Genomic DNA, 22220 nt, shown 5'->3' on the forward strand with positions numbered 1-22220 from the left:
AGTTGAGCAAGGTCCTCACGTCCCTCCCGGTCGGCGAGCGCGTCGGCATCGCCTTCTCCGGTGGGCTGGACACCTCGGTCGCGGTGGCCTGGATGCGCAGCAAGGGCGCGATCCCGTGCACCTACACCGCCGACATCGGGCAGTACGACGAGCCGGACATCTCCGGGGTCCCCGGCCGGGCCTTCCAGTACGGCGCGGAGATCGCGCGAGCGGTCGACTGCCGGCGCCAGCTCGTCGAGGAGGGTCTCGCCGCGATGGCCTGCGGGGCGTTCCACATCCGCTCCGGCGGGCGCGCCTACTTCAACACCACCCCGCTCGGCCGCGCGGTCACCGGGACGATGCTGGTGCGCGCGATGCACGAGGACGGCGTCGACATCTGGGGCGACGGGTCGACGTTCAAGGGCAACGACATCGAGCGCTTCTACCGCTACGGGCTGCTCGCCAACCCCGACCTGCGCATCTACAAGCCGTGGCTCGACCACGACTTCGTCACCGAGCTGGGCGGCCGCACGGAGATGAGCCAGTGGCTCACCGAGCGCGACCTGCCCTACCGGGACTCGCAGGAGAAGGCGTACTCCACCGACGCCAACATCTGGGGCGCCACCCACGAGGCGAAGACGCTGGAGCACCTCGACGTGTCCCTGGAGACCGTCGAGCCGATCATGGGCGTGAAGTTCTGGGACAGCGCGGTCGAGATCGCGCCCGAGGACGTGACGATCGCCTTCCGTGAGGGTCGTCCCGTGGCGATCAACGGCACGTCGTACGACGACGCGGTGGCGCTCGTGCACGAGGCCAACACGATCGGTGGCCGGCACGGGCTGGGCATGTCCGACCAGATCGAGAACCGGATCATCGAGGCGAAGTCCCGCGGTGTCTACGAGGCGCCCGGCATGGCGCTGCTGTGGATCGCCTACGAGCGCCTGCTGAACGCGATCCACAACGAGGACACGATCGCCAGCTACCACCTCGAGGGCCGGCGGCTCGGCGTCCTGCTCTACCAGGGTCGGTGGCTGGACCCCCAGGCGCTGATGCTGCGCGAGTCCATCCAGCGGTGGATCGCCTCCCTGGTCACGGGGGAGGTCACGCTGCGCCTGCGGCGCGGCGAGGACTACACGATCCTGCGCACCGAGGGCCCGGCCTTCTCCTACCACCCCGACAAGCTCTCGATGGAGCGCACCGAGAACGCCGCGTTCGGCCCCCTGGACCGGATCGGCCAGCTCACCCTGCGCAACCTCGACATCGCCGACTCCCGGGCCAAGCTCGAGCAGTACGCCGCGCAGCCGCTCGACCAGGGTCAGGTGCTGGTCGAGAACGGCACCCTCTACGGCGCGATCGAGGCTGGGGGAGCCGAGCGGATCGCGGCCAACCCCGCAGCGAAGGACGAGGCCGACGAGGCCGCGCTCGACCACGCCGCGATGGAGTCGGGGACCGACTGATGACCGACGTGTCTGCGGACGAGGGCCGCGCCAAGGACCCGGGCACCAACACCGGCAAGCTGTGGGGCGGTCGGTTCGCCGGCGGCCCGTCGCCCGAGCTCGAGGCGCTGTCCCGCTCGACGCACTTCGACTGGCGGCTGACGCCCTACGACCTCGCGGGCTCGCGGGCCCACGCCAACGCGCTCCACCGGGCCGGCCTGCTCACCGACGCCGACCACCGCGAGCTGCTGCGCGGCCTGGACGTGCTGGGGGAGCGGTACGCCGCTGGCGAGCTGCGGCCGGACCCGTCCGACGAGGACGTCCACGGCGCCCTGGAGCGGCTGCTGGTCGACGAGGTCGGCGCCGACGTCGGCGGCCGGATCCGGGCGGGCCGGTCGCGCAACGACCAGATCGCGACCCTGTTCAAGGTGTTCCTGCGCGACCACGCCCGGATCGTCTCCGGCCAGGTCCTCGACCTGGTCGACGCGCTCGCCGGGCAGGCGCGCGGGCACCTCGAGCCCGGTGCGGAGACCGTGATGCCGGGCCGCACGCACCTGCAGCACGCGCAGCCGGTGCTGCTGGCCCACCACCTGCTCGCCCACGCGTGGGCGCTGCTGCGCGACGTCGACCGGCTGCGCGACTGGGACGCGCGGGTGGCGGGCGACTCGCCGTACGGGTCCGGCGCGCTCGCCGGGTCCAGCCTCGGGCTCGACCCCGAGGGCGTGGCGGCCGAGCTGGGCTTCACCGGGTCGAGCGCCAACTCGATCGACGGCACGGCCTCGCGCGACTTCGTGGCCGAGCTCGCCTTCGTGGCCGCCCAGCTCGGTGTGGACGTCAGCCGGATCGCCGAGGAGGTGATCCTCTGGTCGACGCGTGAGTTCGCGTTCGTCACGCTCGACGACTCGTGGTCGACCGGCTCGAGCATCATGCCCCAGAAGAAGAACCCGGACATCGCCGAGCTCGCGCGGGGGAAGGCGGGTCGCCTGGTCGGCAACCTGGCCGGCCTGATGGCGACCCTGAAGGCGCTCCCGCTCGCCTACAACCGCGACCTGCAGGAGGACAAGGAGCCGGTCTTCGACTCCGTGGACACCCTCGAGGTCCTGCTCCCGGCGTTCACCGGGATGGTCGCCACGCTGACCTTCGACGCCGGCCGGCTCGCGGAGCTGGCCCCCCAGGGCTTCTCGCTCGCGACCGACGTCGCGGAGTGGCTGGTGCGCGAGGGCGTCCCGTTCCGGGTCGCCCACGAGGTCGCCGGCGCGTGCGTCCGGCGCTGCGAGGAGCTCGGCGTGGAGCTCGACGAGCTCACCGACGACCAGCTCTGCGAGATCTCGCCCGCACTGACCCCGGCCGTCCGCGACGTGCTCACCGTGTCGGGGTCGATCGGCTCGCGGGACGGGCGCGGGGGGACCGCACCGGTGCGCGTGCGCGAGCAGCTGGTGGAGCTCACGGCCGTCGTGCAGGCCCACCGTGAGCGGCTGGCCTGACCTCGCCGGGCCGGTCCTCGAGACGGCGCCCCGGCTGCTGGGCGCGGTGCTGCGCCACGGCGACGTGGCCGTCCGCGTCACCGAGGTGGAGGCGTACGCGGGAGAGGCCGACCCGGGCTCCCACGCCTACCGCGGACGCACCCGGCGCAACGCCACGATGTTCGGCCCGCCCGGGCACCTCTACTGCTACTTCACCTACGGGATGCACGTGTGCTGCAACGTGGTGTGCGGGCCGGAGGGTGCCGCGAGCGCCGTGCTCCTGCGCGCGGGGGAGGTGGTCGACGGGATCGGGCTGGCCCGCGAGCGCCGCCCGCGGGCCTCGGACCGCGACCTCGCGCGCGGGCCGGCGCGGCTGTGCAACGCGCTGGGGATCACGCTCGAGCACGACGGCACCGACCTCACCGTGGGACCGGTGACGCTCACGGCCGGCTCAGCACCCGAGCACGTCTCGTCCGGCCCCCGGGTGGGCCTGCGGGCGGCCGCCGACCGGCCGTGGCGGTTCTGGGCCACGGGGGAGCCGACGGTGTCCGCCTACCGCCCGGCGTCGCCGCTGCGACCCCGCCGGGGACCCGATTTGGGCTCCTGACCCGGGCGCTGCTACCGTTCTTCTCGTCGCGGTGAGCGACTCCCGTCGGGCCGCGAGGCCATCCGATCGGAGTCGGCACGCCCGGCCTCCGCGAGGATCGGCCCCCGAGTTGACGGGGTGGATCGCAGCGGGTAAGTTTTTGCAGGTTGCCCCGCCGCCGGGCCCGCAAGGGTCAGGGACGGGAGCGTCTGATTCTTGAGAACTCAACAGTGTGTCATAGTCGACGAATTAGTTTGTAATGCCCCGTTGACTGATCCTCATCTTTGGTGGGGTGATGTTTTCGGATTTCTTTGACAATGATTCTGACAATTGTCAGTGTCTCCTGTCAGGCATCTCTTTTTCTGATCATGGCTGTCTGTCCCTTGTGTGGGTGGGTGGTTGTGGTTGGGTGTTGTTTTCAACGGAGAGTTTGATCCTGGCTCAGGACGAACGCTGGCGGCGTGCTTAACACATGCAAGTCGAGCGGAAAGGCCCTTTCGGGGGTACTCGAGCGGCGAACGGGTGAGTAACACGTGAGTAATCTGCCCTTGGCTTCGGGATAACTACCGGAAACGGTGGCTAATACCGGATATGACACCTTCTGGCATCGGGGGGTGTGGAAAGTTTTTTCGGCCAGGGATGTGCTCGCGGCCTATCAGCTTGTTGGTGGGGTAATGGCCTACCAAGGCTTCGACGGGTAGCCGGCCTGAGAGGGTGACCGGCCACACTGGGACTGAGACACGGCCCAGACTCCTACGGGAGGCAGCAGTGGGGAATATTGGACAATGGGCGGAAGCCTGATCCAGCAACGCCGCGTGAGGGATGACGGCCTTCGGGTTGTAAACCTCTTTCAGTACCGACGAAGCGCCGATGATGGTGGTGACGGTAGGTACAGAAGAAGCACCGGCCAACTACGTGCCAGCAGCCGCGGTAATACGTAGGGTGCGAGCGTTGTCCGGAATTATTGGGCGTAAAGGGCTCGTAGGCGGTTTGTCGCGTCGGGAGTGAAAACACTGGGCTTAACTCAGTGCTTGCTTTCGATACGGGCAGACTAGAGGCATGCAGGGGAGAACGGAATTCCTGGTGTAGCGGTGAAATGCGCAGATATCAGGAGGAACACCGGTGGCGAAGGCGGTTCTCTGGGCATGTCCTGACGCTGAGGAGCGAAAGTGTGGGGAGCGAACAGGATTAGATACCCTGGTAGTCCACACCGTAAACGTTGGGCGCTAGGTGTGGGATCCATTCCACGGGTTCCGTGCCGCAGCTAACGCATTAAGCGCCCCGCCTGGGGAGTACGGCCGCAAGGCTAAAACTCAAAGGAATTGACGGGGGCCCGCACAAGCGGCGGAGCATGCGGATTAATTCGATGCAACGCGAAGAACCTTACCTGGGTTTGACATACGCCGGAAACATCCAGAGATGGGTGCCCTTTTAGTCGGTGTACAGGTGGTGCATGGCTGTCGTCAGCTCGTGTCGTGAGATGTTGGGTTAAGTCCCGCAACGAGCGCAACCCTCGTCCTATGTTGCCAGCAAGCCCTTGTGGTGTTGGGGACTCATAGGAGACTGCCGGGGTCAACTCGGAGGAAGGTGGGGATGACGTCAAGTCATCATGCCCCTTATGTCCAGGGCTTCACGCATGCTACAATGGCCGGTACAAAGGGCTGCGATGCTGCAAGGCGGAGCGAATCCCAAAAAGCCGGTCTCAGTTCGGATTGGGGTCTGCAACTCGACCCCATGAAGTCGGAGTCGCTAGTAATCGCAGATCAGCAACGCTGCGGTGAATACGTTCCCGGGCCTTGTACACACCGCCCGTCACGTCACGAAAGTCGGTAACACCCAGCCGGTGGCCCAACTCCTTGTGGAGGGAGCCGTCGAAGGTGGGGCTGGCGATTGGGACGAAGTCAACAGCGTAGCCGTACCGGAAGGTGCGGCTGGATCACTTCCTTTTCTAAGGAGCACACACCCCGCACGCCCAGCAACTGTCTGGGCGGCACCGGTGGTGTTCACTAGTGGAATCGTCGACGAATGGCGCGACCGCACGTGTGCGGTCGGTCCCAGTACTGTCGTGCTCCGTCATGGAGCCGGCGTGGAACCGCGCCGGTCGTGAGCGGGCGAGAGCGTCGAGACACACTGTTGGGCCCTGAGGAATCAGCCGACAGGCGACACCTCCGGCTCTCCCGGACCGACACCGCGAGGTGGCGGCCGCGACGAGCACGCACCTTCAGAACTCGATAGTGGACGCGAGCATCTTGCGACCGCGCTTCACCAGGCGTGGTCGCTTTATTGACGGCAGTAGAAGTACTGCCGTCGTCTAGTCTTTGCAGTTTCTGTTGAGTGTTTGTGAGACAAGCTGTGAAGGGCACATGGTGGATGCCTTGGCATCGAGAGCCGATGAAGGACGTTGGAGCCTGCGATAAGCCCTGGGGAGTTGGCAACCGAGCTGTGATCCGGGGGTGTCCGAATGGGGGAACCTGGCACGAGTCATGTCGTGTCACCCGCGCCTGAATGAAATAGGGTGTGTGGAGGGAACTCGGGGAAGTGAAACATCTCAGTACCCGGAGGAAGAGAAAACAATAGTGATTCCGAGAGTAGTGGCGAGCGAAATCGGAGGAGGCTAAACCCCATGCGTGTGATACCCGGCAGGGGTTGCGTATGGGGGTTGGGGTAGCATCTGATCACATCTGCCGGTGTGGTGAGCAGTGAGAAATCGCGTGTGAAGTTGAAGTCCGTTGGAAAGCGGCGCCGGAGAGGGTGAGAGCCCCGTAGGTGTAAGTGCGTGACTGTTGTGTTTTCCAAGTAACACGGAACTCCTGAAATTCCGTGTGAATCTGGCGGGACCACCCGTTAAGCCTAAATACTACTCGATGACTGATAGCGGACTAGTACCAGGAGGGAAAGAAAAGTACCCCTGGCGGGGAGTGAAATAGTACCTGAAACCGTGTGCCTACAATCCGTCGGAGCTCGGCCGCCCACTGTCGTGGTGGGTGTGGGGGTGACGGCGTGCCTTTGAAGAATGAGCCTGCGAGTTTGTGTTGTGTTGCGAGGTTAACTCGTGTGGGGGAGCCGTAGCGAAAGCGAGTCCGAACAGGGCGGTTCAGTAGCACGATCAAGACCCGAAGCGGAGTGATCTATCCATGGGCAGGTTGAAGCGCGGGTAAGACCGCGTGAGGACCGAACCCACTTAGGTTGAAAACTGAGGGGATGACCTGTGGATAGGGGGTGAAAGGCCAATCAAACTCCGTGATAGCTGGTTCTCCCCGGAAATGCATTCGTAGGTGCAGCGTTGTGTGTTTCTTGCCGGAGGTAGAGCACTGGAGGATTGATGGGCCTGACCAGGTTACTGACGTTAGCCAAACTCCGAATGCCGGTAAGTGAGAGCGCAGCAGTGAGATCGGGGGATAAGCTCCGTAGTCGAGAGGGAAACAGCCCAGACCATCAGCTAAGGCCCCTAAGCGGTGACTAAGTGGAAAAGGATGTGGAGTCGCAGTGACAACCAGGAGGTTGGCTTGGAAGCAGCCACCCTTGAAAGAGTGCGTAATAGCTCACTGGTCAAGTGATTCCGCGCCGACAATGTAGCGGGGCTCAAGTCATCCGCCGAAGCTATGGCATTCATGCGCACCCTGCGGGGTGGAACCTAGCCACTGGGTGGTTCAGGTGTGTGGATGGGTAGGGGAGCGTCGTGTCGCGTGTGAAGCCTCGGAGTGATCCAGGGGTGGATGCGACACGAGTGAGAATGCAGGCATGAGTAGCGAATCACGGGTGAGAAACCCGTGCGCCGAATGATCAAGGGTTCCAGGGTCAAGCTAATCTGCCCTGGGTAAGTCGGGACCTAAGGCGAGGCCGACAGGCGTAGTCGATGGACAACGGGTTGATATTCCCGTACCGGCAACGTAGCGCCCATGACGAACCTGGTGATGCTAACCATCCGAAGCCGCGCATGACCGATCCCTTCGGGGTGAGGCGGCGTGGTGGAGCGTGGGACCCGAGCTGGTAGTAGTCAAGCGATGGGGTGACGCAGGAAGGTAGCCCAACCGTGGCGATGGTTGTCCACGGGTAAGCAGGTAGGGGAGACGATAGGCAAATCCGTCGTCTTGTGTTTGATCACGACCCTGAGATGTGATGCCGAGCCCGTATGGGCGAAGTGGGTGATCCTATGCTGTCGAGAAAAACCTCTAGCGAGCTATGCGCCGCCCGTACCCCAAACCGACTCAGGTGATCAGGTAGAGAATACCAAGGCGATCGAGCGAACCATGGTTAAGGAACTCGGCAAAATGCCCCCGTAACTTCGGGAGAAGGGGGGCCGGATCCGTGACCGAACTTGCTTCGGGAAGCGGTGATGGCCGCAGAGACCAGGCCCAAGCGACTGTTTACTAAAAACACAGGTCCGTGCGAAGTTGTAAGACGATGTATACGGACTGACTCCTGCCCGGTGCTGGAAGGTTAAGGGGACCGGTTAGACACGTGAGTGTCGAAGCTGAGAACTTAAGCCCCAGTAAACGGCGGTGGTAACTATAACCATCCTAAGGTAGCGAAATTCCTTGTCGGGTAAGTTCCGACCTGCACGAATGGAGTAACGACTTGGGCGCTGTCTCAACCGTGGAAAATTGCAGTACGAGTAAAGATGCTCGTTACGCGCGGCAGGACGGAAAGACCCCGGGACCTTTACTATAGTTTGGTATTGGTGTTTGGTTCGGCTTGTGTAGGATAGGTGGGAGACTGTGAAACCTTCACGCCAGTGAGGGTGGAGTCATCGTTGAAATACCACTCTGGTCGTACTAGATGTCTAACCTAGGGCCATGATCTGGTTCAGGGACAGTGCCTGATGGGTAGTTTAACTGGGGCGGTTGCCTCCTAAAATGTAACGGAGGCGCTCAAAGGTTCCCTCAGCCTGGTTGGCAATCAGGTGGCGAGTGTAAGTGCACAAGGGAGCTTGACTGTGAGACAGACATGTCGAGCAGGGACGAAAGTCGGAACTAGTGATCCGGCCACGGCATGTGGAAGCGTGGTCGCTCAACGGATAAAAGGTACCCCGGGGATAACAGGCTGATCTTCCCCAAGAGTCCATATCGACGGGATGGTTTGGCACCTCGATGTCGGCTCGTCGCATCCTGGGGCTGGAGTAGGTCCCAAGGGTTGGGCTGTTCGCCCATTAAAGCGGCACGCGAGCTGGGTTTAGAACGTCGTGAGACAGTTCGGTCCCTATCCGCCGCGCGCGTAGGAAACTTGAGAAAGGCTGTCCCTAGTACGAGAGGACCGGGATGGACGAACCCCTGGTGCCAGTTGTCCGCCAGGGCACGGCTGGTTAGCTACGTTCGGAAGTGATAACCGCTGAACGCATCTAAGCGGGAAGCACGTTTCAAGATGAGGTTTCCCACCCCCTCGAGGGGGTAAGGCCCCCAGCAGAACACTGGGTTGATAGGCCGGAGGTGTACAGCAGCAATGCCCAGCCGACCGGTACTAATAGGCCGAGGGCTTGTCCCACAAACCCTCAACTGAACCTGCACAAGACAAGTTCTGATCCTCGCGTCCACTAACGATCTGCACCAGATCATCTGAATACCCAGATCAACTGAATACTTGGTGCCACCCACGTGTGTTGTCCGTGGGGGTGCGCCGCAAGAGTTACGGCGGCCATGGCGAGAGGGAAACACCCGGTCCCATCCCGAACCCGGAAGTTAAGCCTCTCAGCGCCGATGGTACTGCGACCGGGAGGTCGTGGGAGAGTAGGACGCCGCCGGACATCCTTTCTGAGCAGGGCCATCCAGTCATGGGTGGCCCTGCTCGGCATTTCGGGTCGGTCTCGTCCGGCTCCGCGGTGGTGGCCCGCCGGACGTCCACAGGTCCGCCACCGGACGGGCTCGTGCACAGGCGACGAGAGGTCGGGCCGGCGCCGTCGGTGCCGGCCCTCAGCGTGGTCGGCGGAGGTGATGTGCGATGTCCGCACCGAAGACGAGGGCGACCGCCGAGGTCGCGATGTGCAACGAGGTCCGGCTCGTGGGCCGGGTGTCCCGGGCACCCGAGGAGCGGGTGCTGCCCAGCGGTGACGCGGTCTGGACGTTCCGGGTGGTCGTCCCCCGGGCGCCGGGCCGCTCGCGTCAGGCGGTCGATGCGATCGAGTGCGCCGCCTGGTCGGCGCGGGCACGCCGGTCCGTGAGCGGCTGGTCGGCCGGCGACGTCGTGGAGGTGAGAGGGGCGCTGCAGCGTCGCTTCTTCCGCGCCGGGGGCGCGGTGGCCTCGCGGGTCGAGGTGGAGATGTCCGCCGGTCGGGTCATCCGTCGCGCAACGAGCGGATGAGGACGCCGACGTGTGGCTTGGGCTGGAAGGAGGTCGCCTTCTCCGGCAGCAGGCGGTCGGCCGCACAGATCTCGAGCACCCGGCCGAAGTCGGGCGCCGGCATCAGGACGGCGGTGCCGCCGCGCCCGGCGACGGCAGCCAGCGCCTCGTCGGTCGAGTGGTGGTAGTCCACCAGGGGAGCAGGTCGCAGCGACGCGAGGATCCGGTCGTGGAGGACCTGCACCGCGAGCTCCTCCGGCGGCAGGGGCAACCGCAGGGTGATCCAGCGGCGGCCGTCGGTGGCCACCAACGTGTCGGGCCGCAGGGCGCTGATCGCCGCTCCCGCGTCGCTCTCCCGGACCTCGACGCCGACCCGCACCGCCGTGGCGCGGAGCGCCTGGAGGTCCGTCCCGGCGAGGTGCCGGTGGATCGGGCCCAGGTGGAGCGGGGTCGCGTCCTGGTCCACGAGCATCGCCAACCCTGCGCGGGCCGCTGGCCGCGGGTCGCGCGCCTGCAGCTGCAGGTAGGCCGCGTACCGGTGGTGTCCGTCGGCGATGAGGGCTCGTCGCGCCGCCAGCTCCTCCTGGACGCCGGCGACGATCTCGCGGTCGCGCAGTGCCCAGAGGCGGTGCCGCTGCCCGCCGCGGTCGACCAGCTCCCGCGACGGCGGCGTGCGCTGCACGTCGTCGAGCAGGGCCCGTCCGGCCGTGGACCCCCGGTAGACCAGCAGGATCGGCGCCGGGTTGACCTGCAGCTGCTCCATCCGGGTGGCGAGGTCGTCGACCTGCCGGGGATGGACACCCTCGTGCGGCAGTACCGCGACCTCGGCGCGTGACCTGGCCCGCCGGGACAGGTCGAGCGCCCCGGTGAGGCCCCGGACGGTCAATCCCTCGCTCGTGTACTCGTGGAGGTAGATAGCCGGCACCGGGTCCCGGTGCACCAGTCCGCGCCGCTCCCAGCGGTCCAGCCGCTCGGCGGCTCGTCGGTAGGGCCGGCCGAACAGGCGCATCGAGGACGGCACCCCGATCCGTGCCGGGTCGACGGTCAGCCCACGGAAGGGCAGGAGCCGCAGCGGCTGCGCCACGTGGGGTGGCGGAACCACAGCACGCGCGTCCACGAGGAGCATCGTAGGGTGCGGGCACGCATCGACCATCGAGGAGGCATGCGTGCTCGGCTCGTCGACGCAGCTGCTGTGCGAGGCACACGACCTGGCCATGCTCGACCTCGACGGCGTCGTCTACGTCGGCGGAGAGGCTGTGCCCGGTGCGCCCGAGCACCTCGCCGCCGCCCGCGCGGCCGGGATGCGGCTGGCATTCGTCACCAACAACGCGTCCAGACCGCCCACCGAGGTGGCGAGCCATCTCCAGCGGCTCGGCGTCGCCGCCGCTGCCGAGGACGTCGTCACCTCCGCACAGGCCGCGGCCCACCTGGTCGCCGACCGGTGGGGTGCGGGTGCGCGGGTCGTCTGCCTGGGCGCCGCGGGGCTGCGCGAGGCGCTGGAGGGACAGGGGCTTCGTCCGGTCACCGCGGCCGACGAGGCGGTCGCCGTCGTCACCGGCTACGGTCCGGACGTCGTCTGGTCGGAGATCATGCGTGCCGCGGTCCGGATCCGCGACGGCCTGCCGTGGGTGGCCAGCAACACCGACGCGACCTTTCCGGCGCCCTACGGCGTCGCTCCGGGACACGGCGTCCAGGTCGACATGCTGCGGCGCTTCGCCGGCGTCGAGCCGGTGGTGGCCGGCAAGCCCGAGCGCCCGCTGCTCGACGAGACCGTGCGCCGGGTGGGCGGTCGGCGACCGCTGATGGTCGGCGACCGGTTGGACACCGACATCGAGGGCGCCCACCGGGCCGGCGTGCCGTCGCTCCTGGTGCTGACCGGAGTGACCGGCCTCGCCGACCTGGTGACGGCGCGGGACGAGCAGCGGCCGACCTACCTCTCGCCCGACCTCGCCGGCCTGCTGTCCGCGCACGCCGCACCCGCCCACGAGGAGGACGGCGGCTTCCTCCTGGGCGGGTGGACGGCGCGGGTGGTCGACAGCCGCCTCGCGGTCGACGGTGACGGCGACGGCGCCGACTGGTGGCGGGTCGCGGCCGTAGCCGCGTGGGCCCACCTGGATGCCACCGGGGAGCCCGCGGACGTGACGGGCGTCGCCGGGCCCCGCGATAGCCTCGACCCATGAGCGAGCAGTCCGACCGGCCCGACCCCTCCAGCGGCCCGGAGCAGGTCCGCACCGGGCTCCCGTCGGTCGACGAGGTGATCGCGGCGGTCGAGGAGCTCGAGGACCGGCCCGTCGAGGAGCACGTCGGCGTGTTCGAGACCGCGCACGACCAGCTGCGGCGGGCGCTCGACCCGGTCGACGACGACCCAGCCTGACGTGCCGCCGCGACGCCTGCGCCTGGACGCCGAGCTGGTCCGCCGCGGCCTGGCCCGGTCCCGCGAGCACGCCAGCGACCTGATCGCCCAGCGTCGGGTCACGGTCTCCGGAGCGGTCGCGACCAAGCCCGCGACCGGCGTCACGACCGACGTCGCGATCGTCGTGGTCGCCGGCTCCGACGGGCCCGACTACGTCTCGCGGGGTGGTCACAAGCTGGCTGGGGCGCTGGCGGCCTTCGAGCCGTCGGGATTCGTGGTGTCGGGACGCCGGTGCCTCGACGCCGGTGCCTCCACCGGCGGTTTCACCGACGTGCTGCTGCGCCACGGCGCCCGGGAGGTGGTCGCCGTCGACGTGGGCTACGGACAGCTGGCCTGGAGCCTCCAGCAGGACGCCCGCGTGCTGGTGCGGGACCGGGTCAACGTCCGGGAGCTGACCCTGGAGATCACCGACGGGACGGTCGACGTCGTCGTCGGCGACCTCTCCTTCATCTCCCTGCAGCTGGTGCTCGACGCGCTCCTGGGCGTCACCGCGGAGGACGGCGACCTCGCGCTCATGGTCAAGCCGCAGTTCGAGGTCGGCAGGGAGCGGGTCGGCAAGGGGGGCGTGGTCCGCGACCCCGCACTGCGGGCCGAGGCGGTGGTCGGGGTCGCCGACGCGGCCGCCGCACGCGGCTGGGGCGTCCGCGCGGTCGCCACCAGCCCGCTGCCGGGCCCGTCGGGCAACGTCGAGTTCTTCGTGTGGCTGCGCCGGGGTCCCGCGCAGCTGGACGCGGACGCGATCCACGCCGTGGTGCGTGCCGCCGCACCGGCGGGGACGGCGGGTGAGAGGGTGGGGTCGTGACCTCACCTGACCCGGGAACCGCGGACGGCGGCGCCCGGCGCGTGCTCCTGGTGGCCCACACCGGGCGCGACGACGCGCGCGAGGTCGCCCGGGGCTTCGCCAAGGCGCTCACGGCGCACGGGCTGCTGGTCCGGCTGCGCGAGTCCGAGGCGGTCGACCTCGACCTCTCCGCCGACACCGACGGGGTGGAGGTGGTCGCCAGCTCCCGGCCGCCCAGCGCCGACTGCGAGCTGGTCGTCGTGATCGGCGGCGACGGGACGATCCTGCGTGCTGCGGAGCTGACCCACGACTCCGGCACCCCCCTGCTCGGCGTCAACCTCGGCCACGTCGGCTTCCTCGCCGAGGCCGAGTACGAGGACCTCGAGTCCACCATCGAGGCGATCGTGGCACGGCGGTACAGCATCGAGGACCGGCTCACCCTCGACGTGACGGTGCACCGCGACGGCGAGGTCGTCGGACGCACCTGGGCGCTCAACGAGGCGAGCGTCGAGAAGGCCGCGCGCGAGCGGATGATCGAGGTCGTCGTCGAGGTGGACGGGCGACCGCTCTCGCGGTGGGGGTGCGACGGCGTGGTCTGTGCGACCCCGACGGGGTCGACCGCCTACAACTTCAGCGCCGGAGGGCCGGTCGTGTGGCCGGGCGTCGAGGCCCTGCTCCTGGTGCCGATCAGCGCCCACGCACTCTTCGCGCGCCCGCTCGTGGTCGCGCCGAGCTCGGTGCTCGCCGTCGAGGTGCTCGCGCGCACGGACGGCGCCGGGGTGCTGTGGGCCGACGGCCGGCGCACCGTGGAGCTGCCGCCGGGGGCTCGCATCGAGGTGCGTCGCGGGGCGGTGCCGGTGCGCCTGGTCCGCCTGCACGAGGCGCCGTTCACGGACCGGCTCGTCGCGAAGTTCGGCCTGCCGGTCGAGGGTTGGCGGGGGTCCACCGAGCGGCGTCGCCGGATCGGGGACGGCGCGGAGATCGCGGATGCTTGAGGAGATCCGGATCGCCTCGCTCGGGGTGATCGAGTCCTCGACGCTGGAGCTCGGGCCCGGGCTCACCGTCATCACCGGTGAGACCGGCGCCGGCAAGACCATGGTCGTCACCGCACTGGGGCTGCTCCTGGGCGGCCGTGCCGACAGCGGTGCGGTCCGCACCGGTGCCCGCTCCGCCCGGGTGGAGGGCGTCGTGCGGGTCGGCGAGCTGGCGGCCTTCACGGCGGCGGTCGAGGAGGTCGGTGGCGAGGTGGAGGACGGCGTCGTCGTGCTCGCCCGCAACGTGTCGGCCGAGGGCCGGTCCCGCGCGTTCGTCGGCGGGGCGTCGGTGCCGGTGTCCTCGCTGGCCGAGGTGGCCGAGCCCCTGGTGGCGGTGCACGGCCAGTCCGACCAGCACCGGTTGCTGCGGGCGCGCGCCCAGCGCGACGCGCTGGACCGCTTCGGCGGGGACGAGGTCGCCGGGCTGCTCGCGGCGTACGCCGACGTCCACCACCGGCTGGTGGCGGTGGAGGAGGAGCTCGAGGAGGTCGTCGCCCACGCCCGGGAGCGAGCCCAGGAGGCCGACCTGCTGCGGTTCGGGCTCGGCGACGTCGAGGGCGTCGCGCCGGTGCCCGGCGAGGACGTCGCCCTGGCAGCGGAGGAGGCCCGGCTGGGCTTCGCCGACACCCTGCGCACAGCTGCCGAGCAGGCCCGCGAGGCACTGTCGAGCGAGCAGGGCCATCCGGACGCGCTGGCCACCACGGCGGCGGCCCGCGCCCTGCTCGACGGGGTCCGGGAGCACGACGCCGAGGCCGGGGAGCTCGCGGACCGGATCGCCGAGATCACCTACCTGCTCTCCGACCTCGCCGCCGACGTGGCGTCGTACGCCGCCCGGGTCGAGACCGACCCGGCCCGGTTGGCGGCGGTCTCGGAGCGCCGGGCGGCGCTGACCGCCCTGACCCGGAAGTACGGCGACACCATCGACGAGGTCCTCTCCTGGGCCGAGCGGTCGGCGACCCGGCTGCTCGACCTGGACCACACCGACGAACGGATCGCGGAGCTGCGCGCGGAGCAGGAGCTGCTGCGGCACGACCGGGCCCGGGCCGCGGCCGCGCTCACCGCGGCCCGCACGGAGGCCGCGGCGCGGCTCGCCGACCAGGTCACCGCGGAGCTCGGCCTGCTCGCGATGCCGCACGCCCGCCTGAGCGTCGAGGTCCGTCCGCTGGAGCGGTTCACGTCCTCCGGTGCCGACGAGGTCGAGCTGATGCTGGCGGCCAACACCGGCTCCGACCCGCGGCCGCTGGGCAAGGGCGCATCGGGTGGCGAGCTCTCCCGCGTCATGCTCGCCCTCGAGGTGGCGCTGGCCGGCACGAGCCCGGTGCCGACGTTCGTCTTCGACGAGGTGGACGCCGGCGTCGGCGGAGCGGCCGCCGTCGAGGTGGGCCGTCGCCTCGCCGAGCTGGCGACCAGCGCCCAGGTGCTCGTCGTGACGCACCTGCCCCAGGTGGCCGCCTACGCCGACCGGCACGTCGTGGTCGAGAAGGCGTCGGACGGCACCGTGACGAGCTCGGGCCTGACCGTCCTGGACGACGCCCAGCGCGAACAGGAGCTCTCCCGGATGCTGGCCGGCCTCGCGGGCTCCGACACGGCCCTGGCACACGCCCGGGAGCTCCTCGAGGTGGCGCAGGAGACCCGCGCCAGCCACTGAGGAAGCCGCAGGACCCGTGACGCGCCCGGTGCCTGGAGGTCCGAGGATCTCCGCAACCTGCCTGACAGCATGGAACGGCCATGAGGATCTCCGTTCGCCCACGTCCTGCCGTCGGCCTTCCCGGGCTCGTCGGCACCGCTCGCGTCGACCGCCGCACCACCGCGCTCCTACCCCGCCTGCGACCCGGTGACGTCGCGGTCGTCGACCAGGTCGACCTGGACCGCGCGACCGCCCAGGCGCTCGTGGACGCCGGGGTGGCCGCGGTCGTCAACGCGGCCCCGATGATCTCGGGCCGGTTCCCCAACCTGGGGCCGCGGGTCCTCGTCGACGCCGGGATCACCGTGGTGGACCGGGTCGGTGCGGCCGGGTTGGCCGCGGTCGCCGACGGCCGCACGGTGCGGGTCCACGAGGGGACGGTGTACGCCGGGGAGGACCCCCTCGCGCGGGGTCGCGCGGTCGACGCCGCGACCGTGGAGTCCGAGCTCGAGGAGGCGCGCACCGGCCTGGTCACCCAGCTCGAGACCTTCACCTACAACAGCGCGGAGCTGCTGCGCCGCGAGCAGGACCTGCTGCTGCACGGGCTGGGGCTGCCGCGGCTGCGCACCCGGATCGCCGGGCGGCCCGTCGTGGTCGTCGTCCGCGGCCACGACCACGAGCGCGAGCTGGACCTCGTGCGACCGTTCCTGAGCGAGCAGCAGCCGGTCCTGGTCGGGGTCGGGGCGGGCGCGGACGTGCTGCGTGCCGCGGGCCACCGTCCTGATGTCGTCGTCCTCGACCCGCTCGCGGACGAGTCCGAGATGCCGTCGGCGAAGGTCCTCAAGGCGGCGCGCGACGTCGTGGTCCGCTCGGACCGCGGTGCCGGCCGGGTCACCGTCGACCAGTTGGAGCGGCTGGGGGTGCGCCCGCTCGCGTTCGAGTCGACCGCGACGCCCGAGGACGCCGCCCTGCTGCTGGCCGACGCGGGCGACGCCGCGGTGATCGTCGGAGTCGGGATGCACGCGACGCTCGACGACTTCCTCGACCGCCAGCGGGCCGGGCTCGCCAGCACCTTCCTCACCCGTCTCAAGGTCGGCCCGCGACTGGTCGACGCCACCGCCGTGCCGTCCCTCTACTCCGGCCGGGTGCGACCGTGGCACCTCCTGGTGGTGATGCTCGCCGGTCTGGTCGCGGTGGCCGCGGCGATCGCCGTCACCCCGGTGGGCCAGGAGTGGGCCCACCAGCTGACCGCCTGGCTGACCGACACCCTGCAAGGACTTCTCTCGTGATCTCCTACCGTCACCACATCGTCTCCCTGGTCGCCGTCTTCCTGGCGCTCGCCGCCGGGATCGCGCTCGGGGGCGGCCCGCTCAGCGACCTGGGCCGCGACGACCAGCCGGCCGCGGCGAGCACCCGGGCGGACCGGGCGACCGAGCAGCGCGCGTCGTACGGCGACCAGTTCGCCACCGCGTCGGCCGGCGCGCTGTACGCCGGTGGGCTCAAGGACCACCCCGTCGCGGTCGTGACCCTGCCCGGTGCCGACGCCGACGCCGCAGGGGGCCTCGGGGTCCAGGTGCGGGCCGCGGGCGGCACCGTGGCTGGGACCTACGCCGTCCAGCGCGCGCTGACCGACGCCTCCGAGAAGTCGCTCGTCGACACGCTCGGCAGCCAGCTGACCCAGCAGCTGGGGGCGGGCGCGGTGAGCCCCGACTCGTCGACCTACGTGCGGATCGGGCAGCTGCTCGGGCTCGCGGTCGCCACCTCCGACCTGTCCACCGCCGACGTCGCGGCCGTCCGCGAGAGCCTGGCCGGCGCCGACCTGGCGACCGCACCGGACGCGGCACCGCGCGCGCCGCTCGTACTGCTGGTGCTCGGCCGGCACACCGACCCGGCGATCCTCGCGGGGGTCGTCACCGGGCTGGCGGACAAGGCCACCGGGGTGGTGGTCGCCGGCACCACGGCCGCGGCCGCCGCGGCCGGCGACCTCGGCGTGCTGCGCAGCGACCCGGCGGCCCACCAGGTCGCGACCGTGGACGGGGTCGAGACGCCGCTGGGCCAGGTGACCGCCGTGCTCGCGCTGATCCGCTCGCTGACGACCCCGGGCGGGTCCTACGGCGTGGCGGGGGCCGACGGCGCGGTACCCGTGCGTTGAGCCGCGACGGCTCGGTGCGTCGGGCACCCGGGTCGCGGCGGGCCTGACGTAGGATGGAGTCCCGTGAGTAGCCGGACGCCGACGAAGCACGTGTTCGTGACCGGAGGCGTCGCCTCCTCGCTCGGGAAGGGGCTCACCGCCTCCAGCCTGGGCAGCCTGCTCAAGGCGCGCGGTCTCCGCGTGACCATGCAGAAGCTGGACCCCTACCTCAACGTGGACCCCGGGACGATGAACCCGTTCCAGCACGGCGAGGTGTTCGTGACCAACGACGGGGCGGAGACCGACCTCGACATCGGCCACTACGAGCGGTTCCTCGACACCGACCTCAGCCAGATCGCGAACGTCACCACCGGGCAGGTCTACTCCAGCGTGATCGCCAAGGAGCGCCGCGGCGACTACCTCGGTGACACCGTCCAGGTGATCCCGCACATCACCAACGAGATCAAGGACCGGATCCTCGCGATGGGCGAGACCCAGGTGAACGGCGAGACGGTCGACGTCGTCATCACCGAGGTGGGCGGCACCGTCGGTGACATCGAGTCGCTGCCGTTCCTCGAGGCCGCCCGGCAGACCCGGCACGAGATCGGTCGGGAGAACTGCTTCTTCCTCCACGTCTCCCTGGTGCCCTACATCGGCCCGTCCGGGGAGCTGAAGACCAAGCCCACCCAGCACTCCGTCGCCGCGCTGCGCCAGGTCGGCATCCAGCCCGACGCGATCGTGTGCCGGGCCGACCGCGAGCTCCCGCCGGGCATCAAGAAGAAGATCTCGCTGATGTGCGACGTCGACCAGGAGGCGGTGGTCACCGCCGCGGACGCACCGTCGATCTACGACATCCCCAAGGTGCTGCACCGCGAGGGCCTCGACGCCTACCTGGTGCGCCGTCTCGACCTGCCGTTCCGCGACGTCGACTGGACCGCCTGGGACGACCTGCTGCGCCGCGTCCACCACCCGGTCGAGGAGGTGACCGTCGCACTGGTCGGCAAGTACGTCGACCTCCCCGACGCCTACCTCTCGGTCGCCGAGGCGCTGCGCGCCGGCGGCTTCGCCCATGAGGCCAAGGTCAACCTGCGCTGGGTCGCGTCCGACGAGTGCCAGACCCCGGCCGGGGCCGCCAAGCAGCTGCAGGACGTCGACGCGGTCTGCGTGCCCGGCGGGTTCGGGGTGCGTGGGATCGAGGGCAAGCTCGGCGCGCTGACCTACGCCCGCACGCACGGGATCCCGACGCTGGGGCTGTGCCTGGGCCTGCAGTGCATGGTCATCGAGTACTCCCGGTCGGTCCTCGGCCTGCAGAAGGCGGGCTCGACGGAGTTCGACCCCGACACCCCCGAGCCCGTCATCGCGACGATGGCCGAGCAGCTCGCCTTCGTCGAGGGCGCCGGTGACCTCGGCGGCACCATGCGCCTGGGGCTCTACCCGGCCGCGCTGAAGCCGGGGAGCATCGCCCGCGAGATCTACGGCGAGGCGCAGATCGACGAGCGGCACCGCCACCGCTACGAGGTCAACAACGCCTACCGCGAGCAGCTCGAGGAGGCTGGCCTGGTCTTCTCCGGCACCTCGCCGGACGACACGCTCGTGGAGTTCGTGGAGCTGCCGCGCGAGAGCCACCCCTACTACATCGCCACCCAGGCCCACCCCGAGCTCCGCTCGCGCCCGACGCGGCCGCACCCGCTCTTCAAGGGCCTGGTCGGTGCCGCCATCGACCGGCAACGCGAGCTGCGGTTCCCGATCGACGAGAGCGTGCTGCGCCGAGAGTTCGACGACGCCGACGACTCGATGGACGCCTGAGGCCGGTGCCGCCCGAGCTCGACGACACCCCGGAGGAGTGGCCCGTCTCCGACAGCCAGGTCGTGTACGACGGCGGCTGGGTGGTCCGGGTGCGCGAGGACCAGGTGCGCCGTCCCGGGCACCCCGAGGAGGAGCCGTTCACCCGCCTGGTCGTGGAGCACTCCGGTGCGGTGGTCGTGCTCGCCCTCGACGACGAGGACCGGGTGCTGTGCCTGTGGCAGTACCGCCACGCGATCGGCCGGCGGCTGGTCCAGCTGCCGGCGGGGCTGCTCGACGTGCCGGGGGAGGACCCGCTGGTGGCCGCCCGCCGCGAGCTGTGGGAGGAGGCCGGGCTCGAGGCGAGCCAGTGGACGCACCTCACCTCGACGTACTCCTCGCCCGGCTTCACCGCCGAGCTCTCGCACTACTACCTGGCTCGCGGGGTGACCGCCGTCGACCGGGGCGACTTCGAGCCCCAGCACGAGGAGGCCGAGATGCAGGCGGCCTGGGTGCCCTTCGGCGAGCTGCACGACGCCGTGGCCCAGGGGCGCCTCTCGGACGCCCACCTCGCCATCGCGGTGCTGACCGCCGGGAGTAGGCTCGCGCCGGCGCCACGACGAGGTGGCGCAGATCACCGAAGGAGCATCGCGTGAAGGTCGGCGTCCCGAAGGAAGTCAAGAACCACGAGTACCGGGTGGCGATCACGCCGATCGGTGTGCACGAGCTGACGGCTCATGGTCACGAGGTGGTCATCGAGCGGGGCGCGGGTGTCGGTTCGCAGATCACCGACGAGGAGTTCGTGGGCGCGGGTGCGCGGATCGTGGCCACGGCCGAGGAGGCGTGGGGCACCGACGGTGGTGTGGACATGGTGCTGAAGGTCAAGGAGCCGGTGGCCGAGGAGTACCACCGGATGCGTGAGGGCCTGACGCTGTTCACCTATCTGCACCTGGCGGCGGACAAGCCGCTGACCGAGGAGCTGATGGCGCGCAAGGTGACCGGGATCGCCTACGAGACGGTGCAGCTGCCCTCGGGTGGTCTGCCGCTGCTCTACCCGATGTCGGAGGTCGCGGGCTGCCTGGCGCCGCAGGTGGGTGCCTACAGCCTGATGAAGGCCCAGGGTGGCCGCGGGGTGCTGATGGGCGGCGTCGGTGGGGTGGCGAACGCGAAGGTCGTGATCATCGGCGCGGGTGTGTCGGGTCAGAACGCGGCGAACATCGCGTTGGGGATGGGCGCGGACGTGACGCTGCTGGACACCGACCTGGACAAGCTGCGGATGTCGTTCTGGCGCTACAACAACCGGGTGCACGGGCTGGCGTCGTCGAAGCTGGCGATCGAGCAGCAGGTGATGGAGGCCGACATGGTGATCGGTGCGGTGCTGATCCCGGGTGCGGCGGCGCCGAAGCTGGTGTCCAACGAGCTGGTGTCGCGGATGAAGCCGGGCTCGGTGCTGGTCGACATCGCGATCGACCAGGGCGGCTGCTTCGAGGACTCCCACGCGACCACGCACGCGGACCCGACCTACCCGGTCCACGACTCGACGTTCTACTGCGTGGCGAACATGCCCGGCGCGGTCCCGAACACCTCGACCTACGCGCTGACCAACGCCACGTTGCCGTACGCCGTCGCGCTGGCCGACAAGGGCTGGCAGCAGGCGCTGCGCGACGACCGGTCGCTGGCACTGGGTCTCAACACCCACGACGGGCAGCTCACCAACGCGCCGGTCGGCGAGGCGGTCGGCATCGACGCCGTCGAGCTCGAGGGCGTGCTCGCCTGACGGTGAGCGACGGGGGAGACGTCCAGCGGGCGGTCCGCACCTACCTCGACCACCTGTCGGTGGAGCGGGGGCTCGCGGCGAACACCCTGTCGTCGTACCGGCGCGACCTGCGCAGGTACCAGGAGTTCCTCGCGCAGCAGGGCGTCGACCGGCTCGCCGACGTCACCGAGGCGACGGTCGCCGACTTCCTGGTGCGGCTGCGCGAGGGGGACGAGGTGCATCCCGCCCTCGGCTCGAGCTCGGCCGCGCGGACGGTCGTCGCCGTGCGGGGCTTCCACCGGTTCGCGGTGGCCGACGGGCTGTCGGCCACCGACCCGGCGAGCGGGGTGAAGCCGCCGACACCGGCCAAGCGGCTGCCCAAGGCGCTGCCGCTGGCCGACGTGGAGGCGATCCTCGACGCCGCCGGTGCGCCGGGCACCACCCTGGCGCTGCGCGACCGCGCGCTGCTCGAGGTGCTCTACGGCACCGGTGCGCGGATCTCCGAGGCGGTCGGGCTGGACGTCGACGACCTCGACCTGGTCGACGGAACCGTGCTGCTGCGGGGCAAGGGCAGCAAGGAGCGGCTGGTGCCCGTGGGGTCCTTCGCCCGCGCGGCCGTGGAGGCCTACCTGGTGCGGGGCCGCCCCGAGCTGGTCGCGGCCGGGCGAGGCGGTCCGGCGCTCTTCCTCAACGCCCGCGGCGGCCGGCTGTCGCGCCAGTCGGCCTGGTCGGTGCTGGTCAAGGCGGCCGACCGGGCCGGCGTCACCAGGGACGTCTCGCCGCACACGCTGCGGCACTCGTTCGCCACCCACCTGCTCGACGGCGGTGCCGACGTGCGGGTGGTGCAGGAGCTGCTCGGCCACGCGTCGGTGACGACCACGCAGGTGTACACGCTGGTGACGGTGGACAACCTCCGAGAGGTGTTCGCGACCGCCCACCCCCGAGCCCGCGACTGAGCGCCT

Annotated in this window: 16 protein-coding genes and 3 rRNA genes; 18 read left to right on the forward strand and 1 reads right to left on the reverse strand. The window is 69.7% G+C overall.

Annotation, left to right across the window (positions count from 1 at the left end; all coding sequences use genetic code 11):
* Window positions 1-2 precede the first annotated feature (2 nt).
* The 7 genes from argG to ACILRH_RS06465 all read left to right on the forward strand — a co-directional run bounded on the left by argG (window position 3) and on the right by ACILRH_RS06465 (window position 9758).
* A complete protein-coding gene (gene argG / locus ACILRH_RS06435) occupies window positions 3-1436 on the forward strand; it encodes an argininosuccinate synthase (protein WP_395691698.1) in 1434 nt (477 codons plus the stop codon).
* Window positions 1436-2899, forward strand: coding sequence for an argininosuccinate lyase (gene argH / locus ACILRH_RS06440; protein ID WP_395691699.1), 1464 nt, complete (start codon window positions 1436-1438; stop codon window positions 2897-2899). The genes argG and argH overlap by 1 nt, the downstream gene beginning before the upstream one ends.
* Window positions 2883-3485: a DNA-3-methyladenine glycosylase gene (locus ACILRH_RS06445; RefSeq protein ID WP_395691700.1), complete on the forward strand. Its 603-nt coding sequence runs from the start codon at window positions 2883-2885 to the stop codon at window positions 3483-3485. Before argH ends, ACILRH_RS06445 begins: the two co-directional genes overlap by 17 nt.
* A 397-nt stretch (window positions 3486-3882) precedes the next feature.
* Window positions 3883-5411: ribosomal RNA gene (locus ACILRH_RS06450) — 16S ribosomal RNA — on the forward strand.
* A 396-nt stretch (window positions 5412-5807) separates the two neighbouring features.
* A 23S ribosomal RNA gene (locus tag ACILRH_RS06455) occupies window positions 5808-8945 on the forward strand.
* A 142-nt stretch (window positions 8946-9087) separates the two neighbouring features.
* Window positions 9088-9204, forward strand: a 5S ribosomal RNA gene (gene rrf, locus ACILRH_RS06460).
* Together the 16S, 23S and 5S rRNA genes form the textbook arrangement of a ribosomal RNA operon.
* Window positions 9205-9398: 194 nt before the next feature.
* Complete coding sequence (locus tag ACILRH_RS06465; protein ID WP_395691701.1) at window positions 9399-9758, forward strand: single-stranded DNA-binding protein; 360 nt, start codon at window positions 9399-9401, stop codon at window positions 9756-9758.
* Here the strand turns inward: ACILRH_RS06465 and ACILRH_RS06470 are convergent.
* Window positions 9733-10854 carry a DUF1015 family protein gene (locus ACILRH_RS06470; RefSeq protein ID WP_395691703.1) on the reverse strand — a complete coding sequence of 374 codons (1122 nt, stop codon included), beginning with the start codon at window positions 10852-10854 and terminating at the stop codon, window positions 9733-9735. The genes ACILRH_RS06465 and ACILRH_RS06470 overlap by 26 nt on opposite strands.
* Window positions 10855-10903: 49 nt before the next feature.
* Between ACILRH_RS06470 and ACILRH_RS06475 the strand changes: the two genes are divergently transcribed.
* The 11 genes from ACILRH_RS06475 to xerD all read left to right on the forward strand — a co-directional run bounded on the left by ACILRH_RS06475 (window position 10904) and on the right by xerD (window position 22214).
* On the forward strand, window positions 10904-11917 hold the full coding sequence (locus ACILRH_RS06475) for an HAD-IIA family hydrolase (RefSeq protein ID WP_395691704.1): 1014 nt from the start codon (window positions 10904-10906) through the stop codon (window positions 11915-11917).
* Complete coding sequence (locus ACILRH_RS06480) at window positions 11914-12111, forward strand: hypothetical protein (RefSeq protein WP_395691706.1); 198 nt, start codon at window positions 11914-11916, stop codon at window positions 12109-12111. The genes ACILRH_RS06475 and ACILRH_RS06480 overlap by 4 nt, the downstream gene beginning before the upstream one ends.
* A gap of 1 nt (window position 12112) precedes the next feature.
* Window positions 12113-12952: a TlyA family RNA methyltransferase gene (locus ACILRH_RS06485; RefSeq protein ID WP_395691707.1), complete on the forward strand. Its 840-nt coding sequence runs from the start codon at window positions 12113-12115 to the stop codon at window positions 12950-12952.
* Window positions 12949-13926, forward strand: coding sequence for an NAD kinase (locus ACILRH_RS06490; RefSeq protein ID WP_395691709.1), 978 nt, complete (start codon window positions 12949-12951; stop codon window positions 13924-13926). Before ACILRH_RS06485 ends, ACILRH_RS06490 begins: the two co-directional genes overlap by 4 nt.
* Complete coding sequence (recN, locus tag ACILRH_RS06495; protein ID WP_395691710.1) at window positions 13919-15613, forward strand: DNA repair protein RecN; 1695 nt, start codon at window positions 13919-13921, stop codon at window positions 15611-15613. Before ACILRH_RS06490 ends, recN begins: the two co-directional genes overlap by 8 nt.
* Window positions 15614-15693: 80 nt before the next feature.
* Window positions 15694-16878: a putative cytokinetic ring protein SteA gene (gene steA / locus ACILRH_RS06500; RefSeq protein ID WP_395691712.1), complete on the forward strand. Its 1185-nt coding sequence runs from the start codon at window positions 15694-15696 to the stop codon at window positions 16876-16878.
* Window positions 16875-17741, forward strand: coding sequence for a copper transporter (locus ACILRH_RS06505; protein ID WP_395691713.1), 867 nt, complete (start codon window positions 16875-16877; stop codon window positions 17739-17741). Before steA ends, ACILRH_RS06505 begins: the two co-directional genes overlap by 4 nt.
* 63 nt (window positions 17742-17804) lie before the next feature.
* The gene (locus ACILRH_RS06510) at window positions 17805-19526 is read left to right on the forward strand and encodes a CTP synthase (protein WP_395691715.1); all 1722 of its coding nucleotides are present in this window, start codon (window positions 17805-17807) and stop codon (window positions 19524-19526) included.
* A 5-nt stretch (window positions 19527-19531) separates the two neighbouring features.
* A complete protein-coding gene (locus ACILRH_RS06515; protein ID WP_395691717.1) occupies window positions 19532-20158 on the forward strand; it encodes an NUDIX domain-containing protein in 627 nt (208 codons plus the stop codon).
* Window positions 20155-21279 carry an alanine dehydrogenase gene (gene ald, locus ACILRH_RS06520; RefSeq protein WP_395691719.1) on the forward strand — a complete coding sequence of 375 codons (1125 nt, stop codon included), beginning with the start codon at window positions 20155-20157 and terminating at the stop codon, window positions 21277-21279. Before ACILRH_RS06515 ends, ald begins: the two co-directional genes overlap by 4 nt.
* A 2-nt stretch (window positions 21280-21281) precedes the next feature.
* Window positions 21282-22214, forward strand: a complete 933-nt coding sequence (gene xerD / locus ACILRH_RS06525) for a site-specific tyrosine recombinase XerD (protein ID WP_395691720.1) — start codon at window positions 21282-21284, stop codon at window positions 22212-22214.
* The last annotated feature ends 6 nt before the right edge of the window (window positions 22215-22220 follow it).

It is taken from the genome of Nocardioides sp. (genome assembly GCF_044226765.1).
Taxonomy (GTDB): domain Bacteria; phylum Actinomycetota; class Actinomycetes; order Propionibacteriales; family Nocardioidaceae; genus Nocardioides.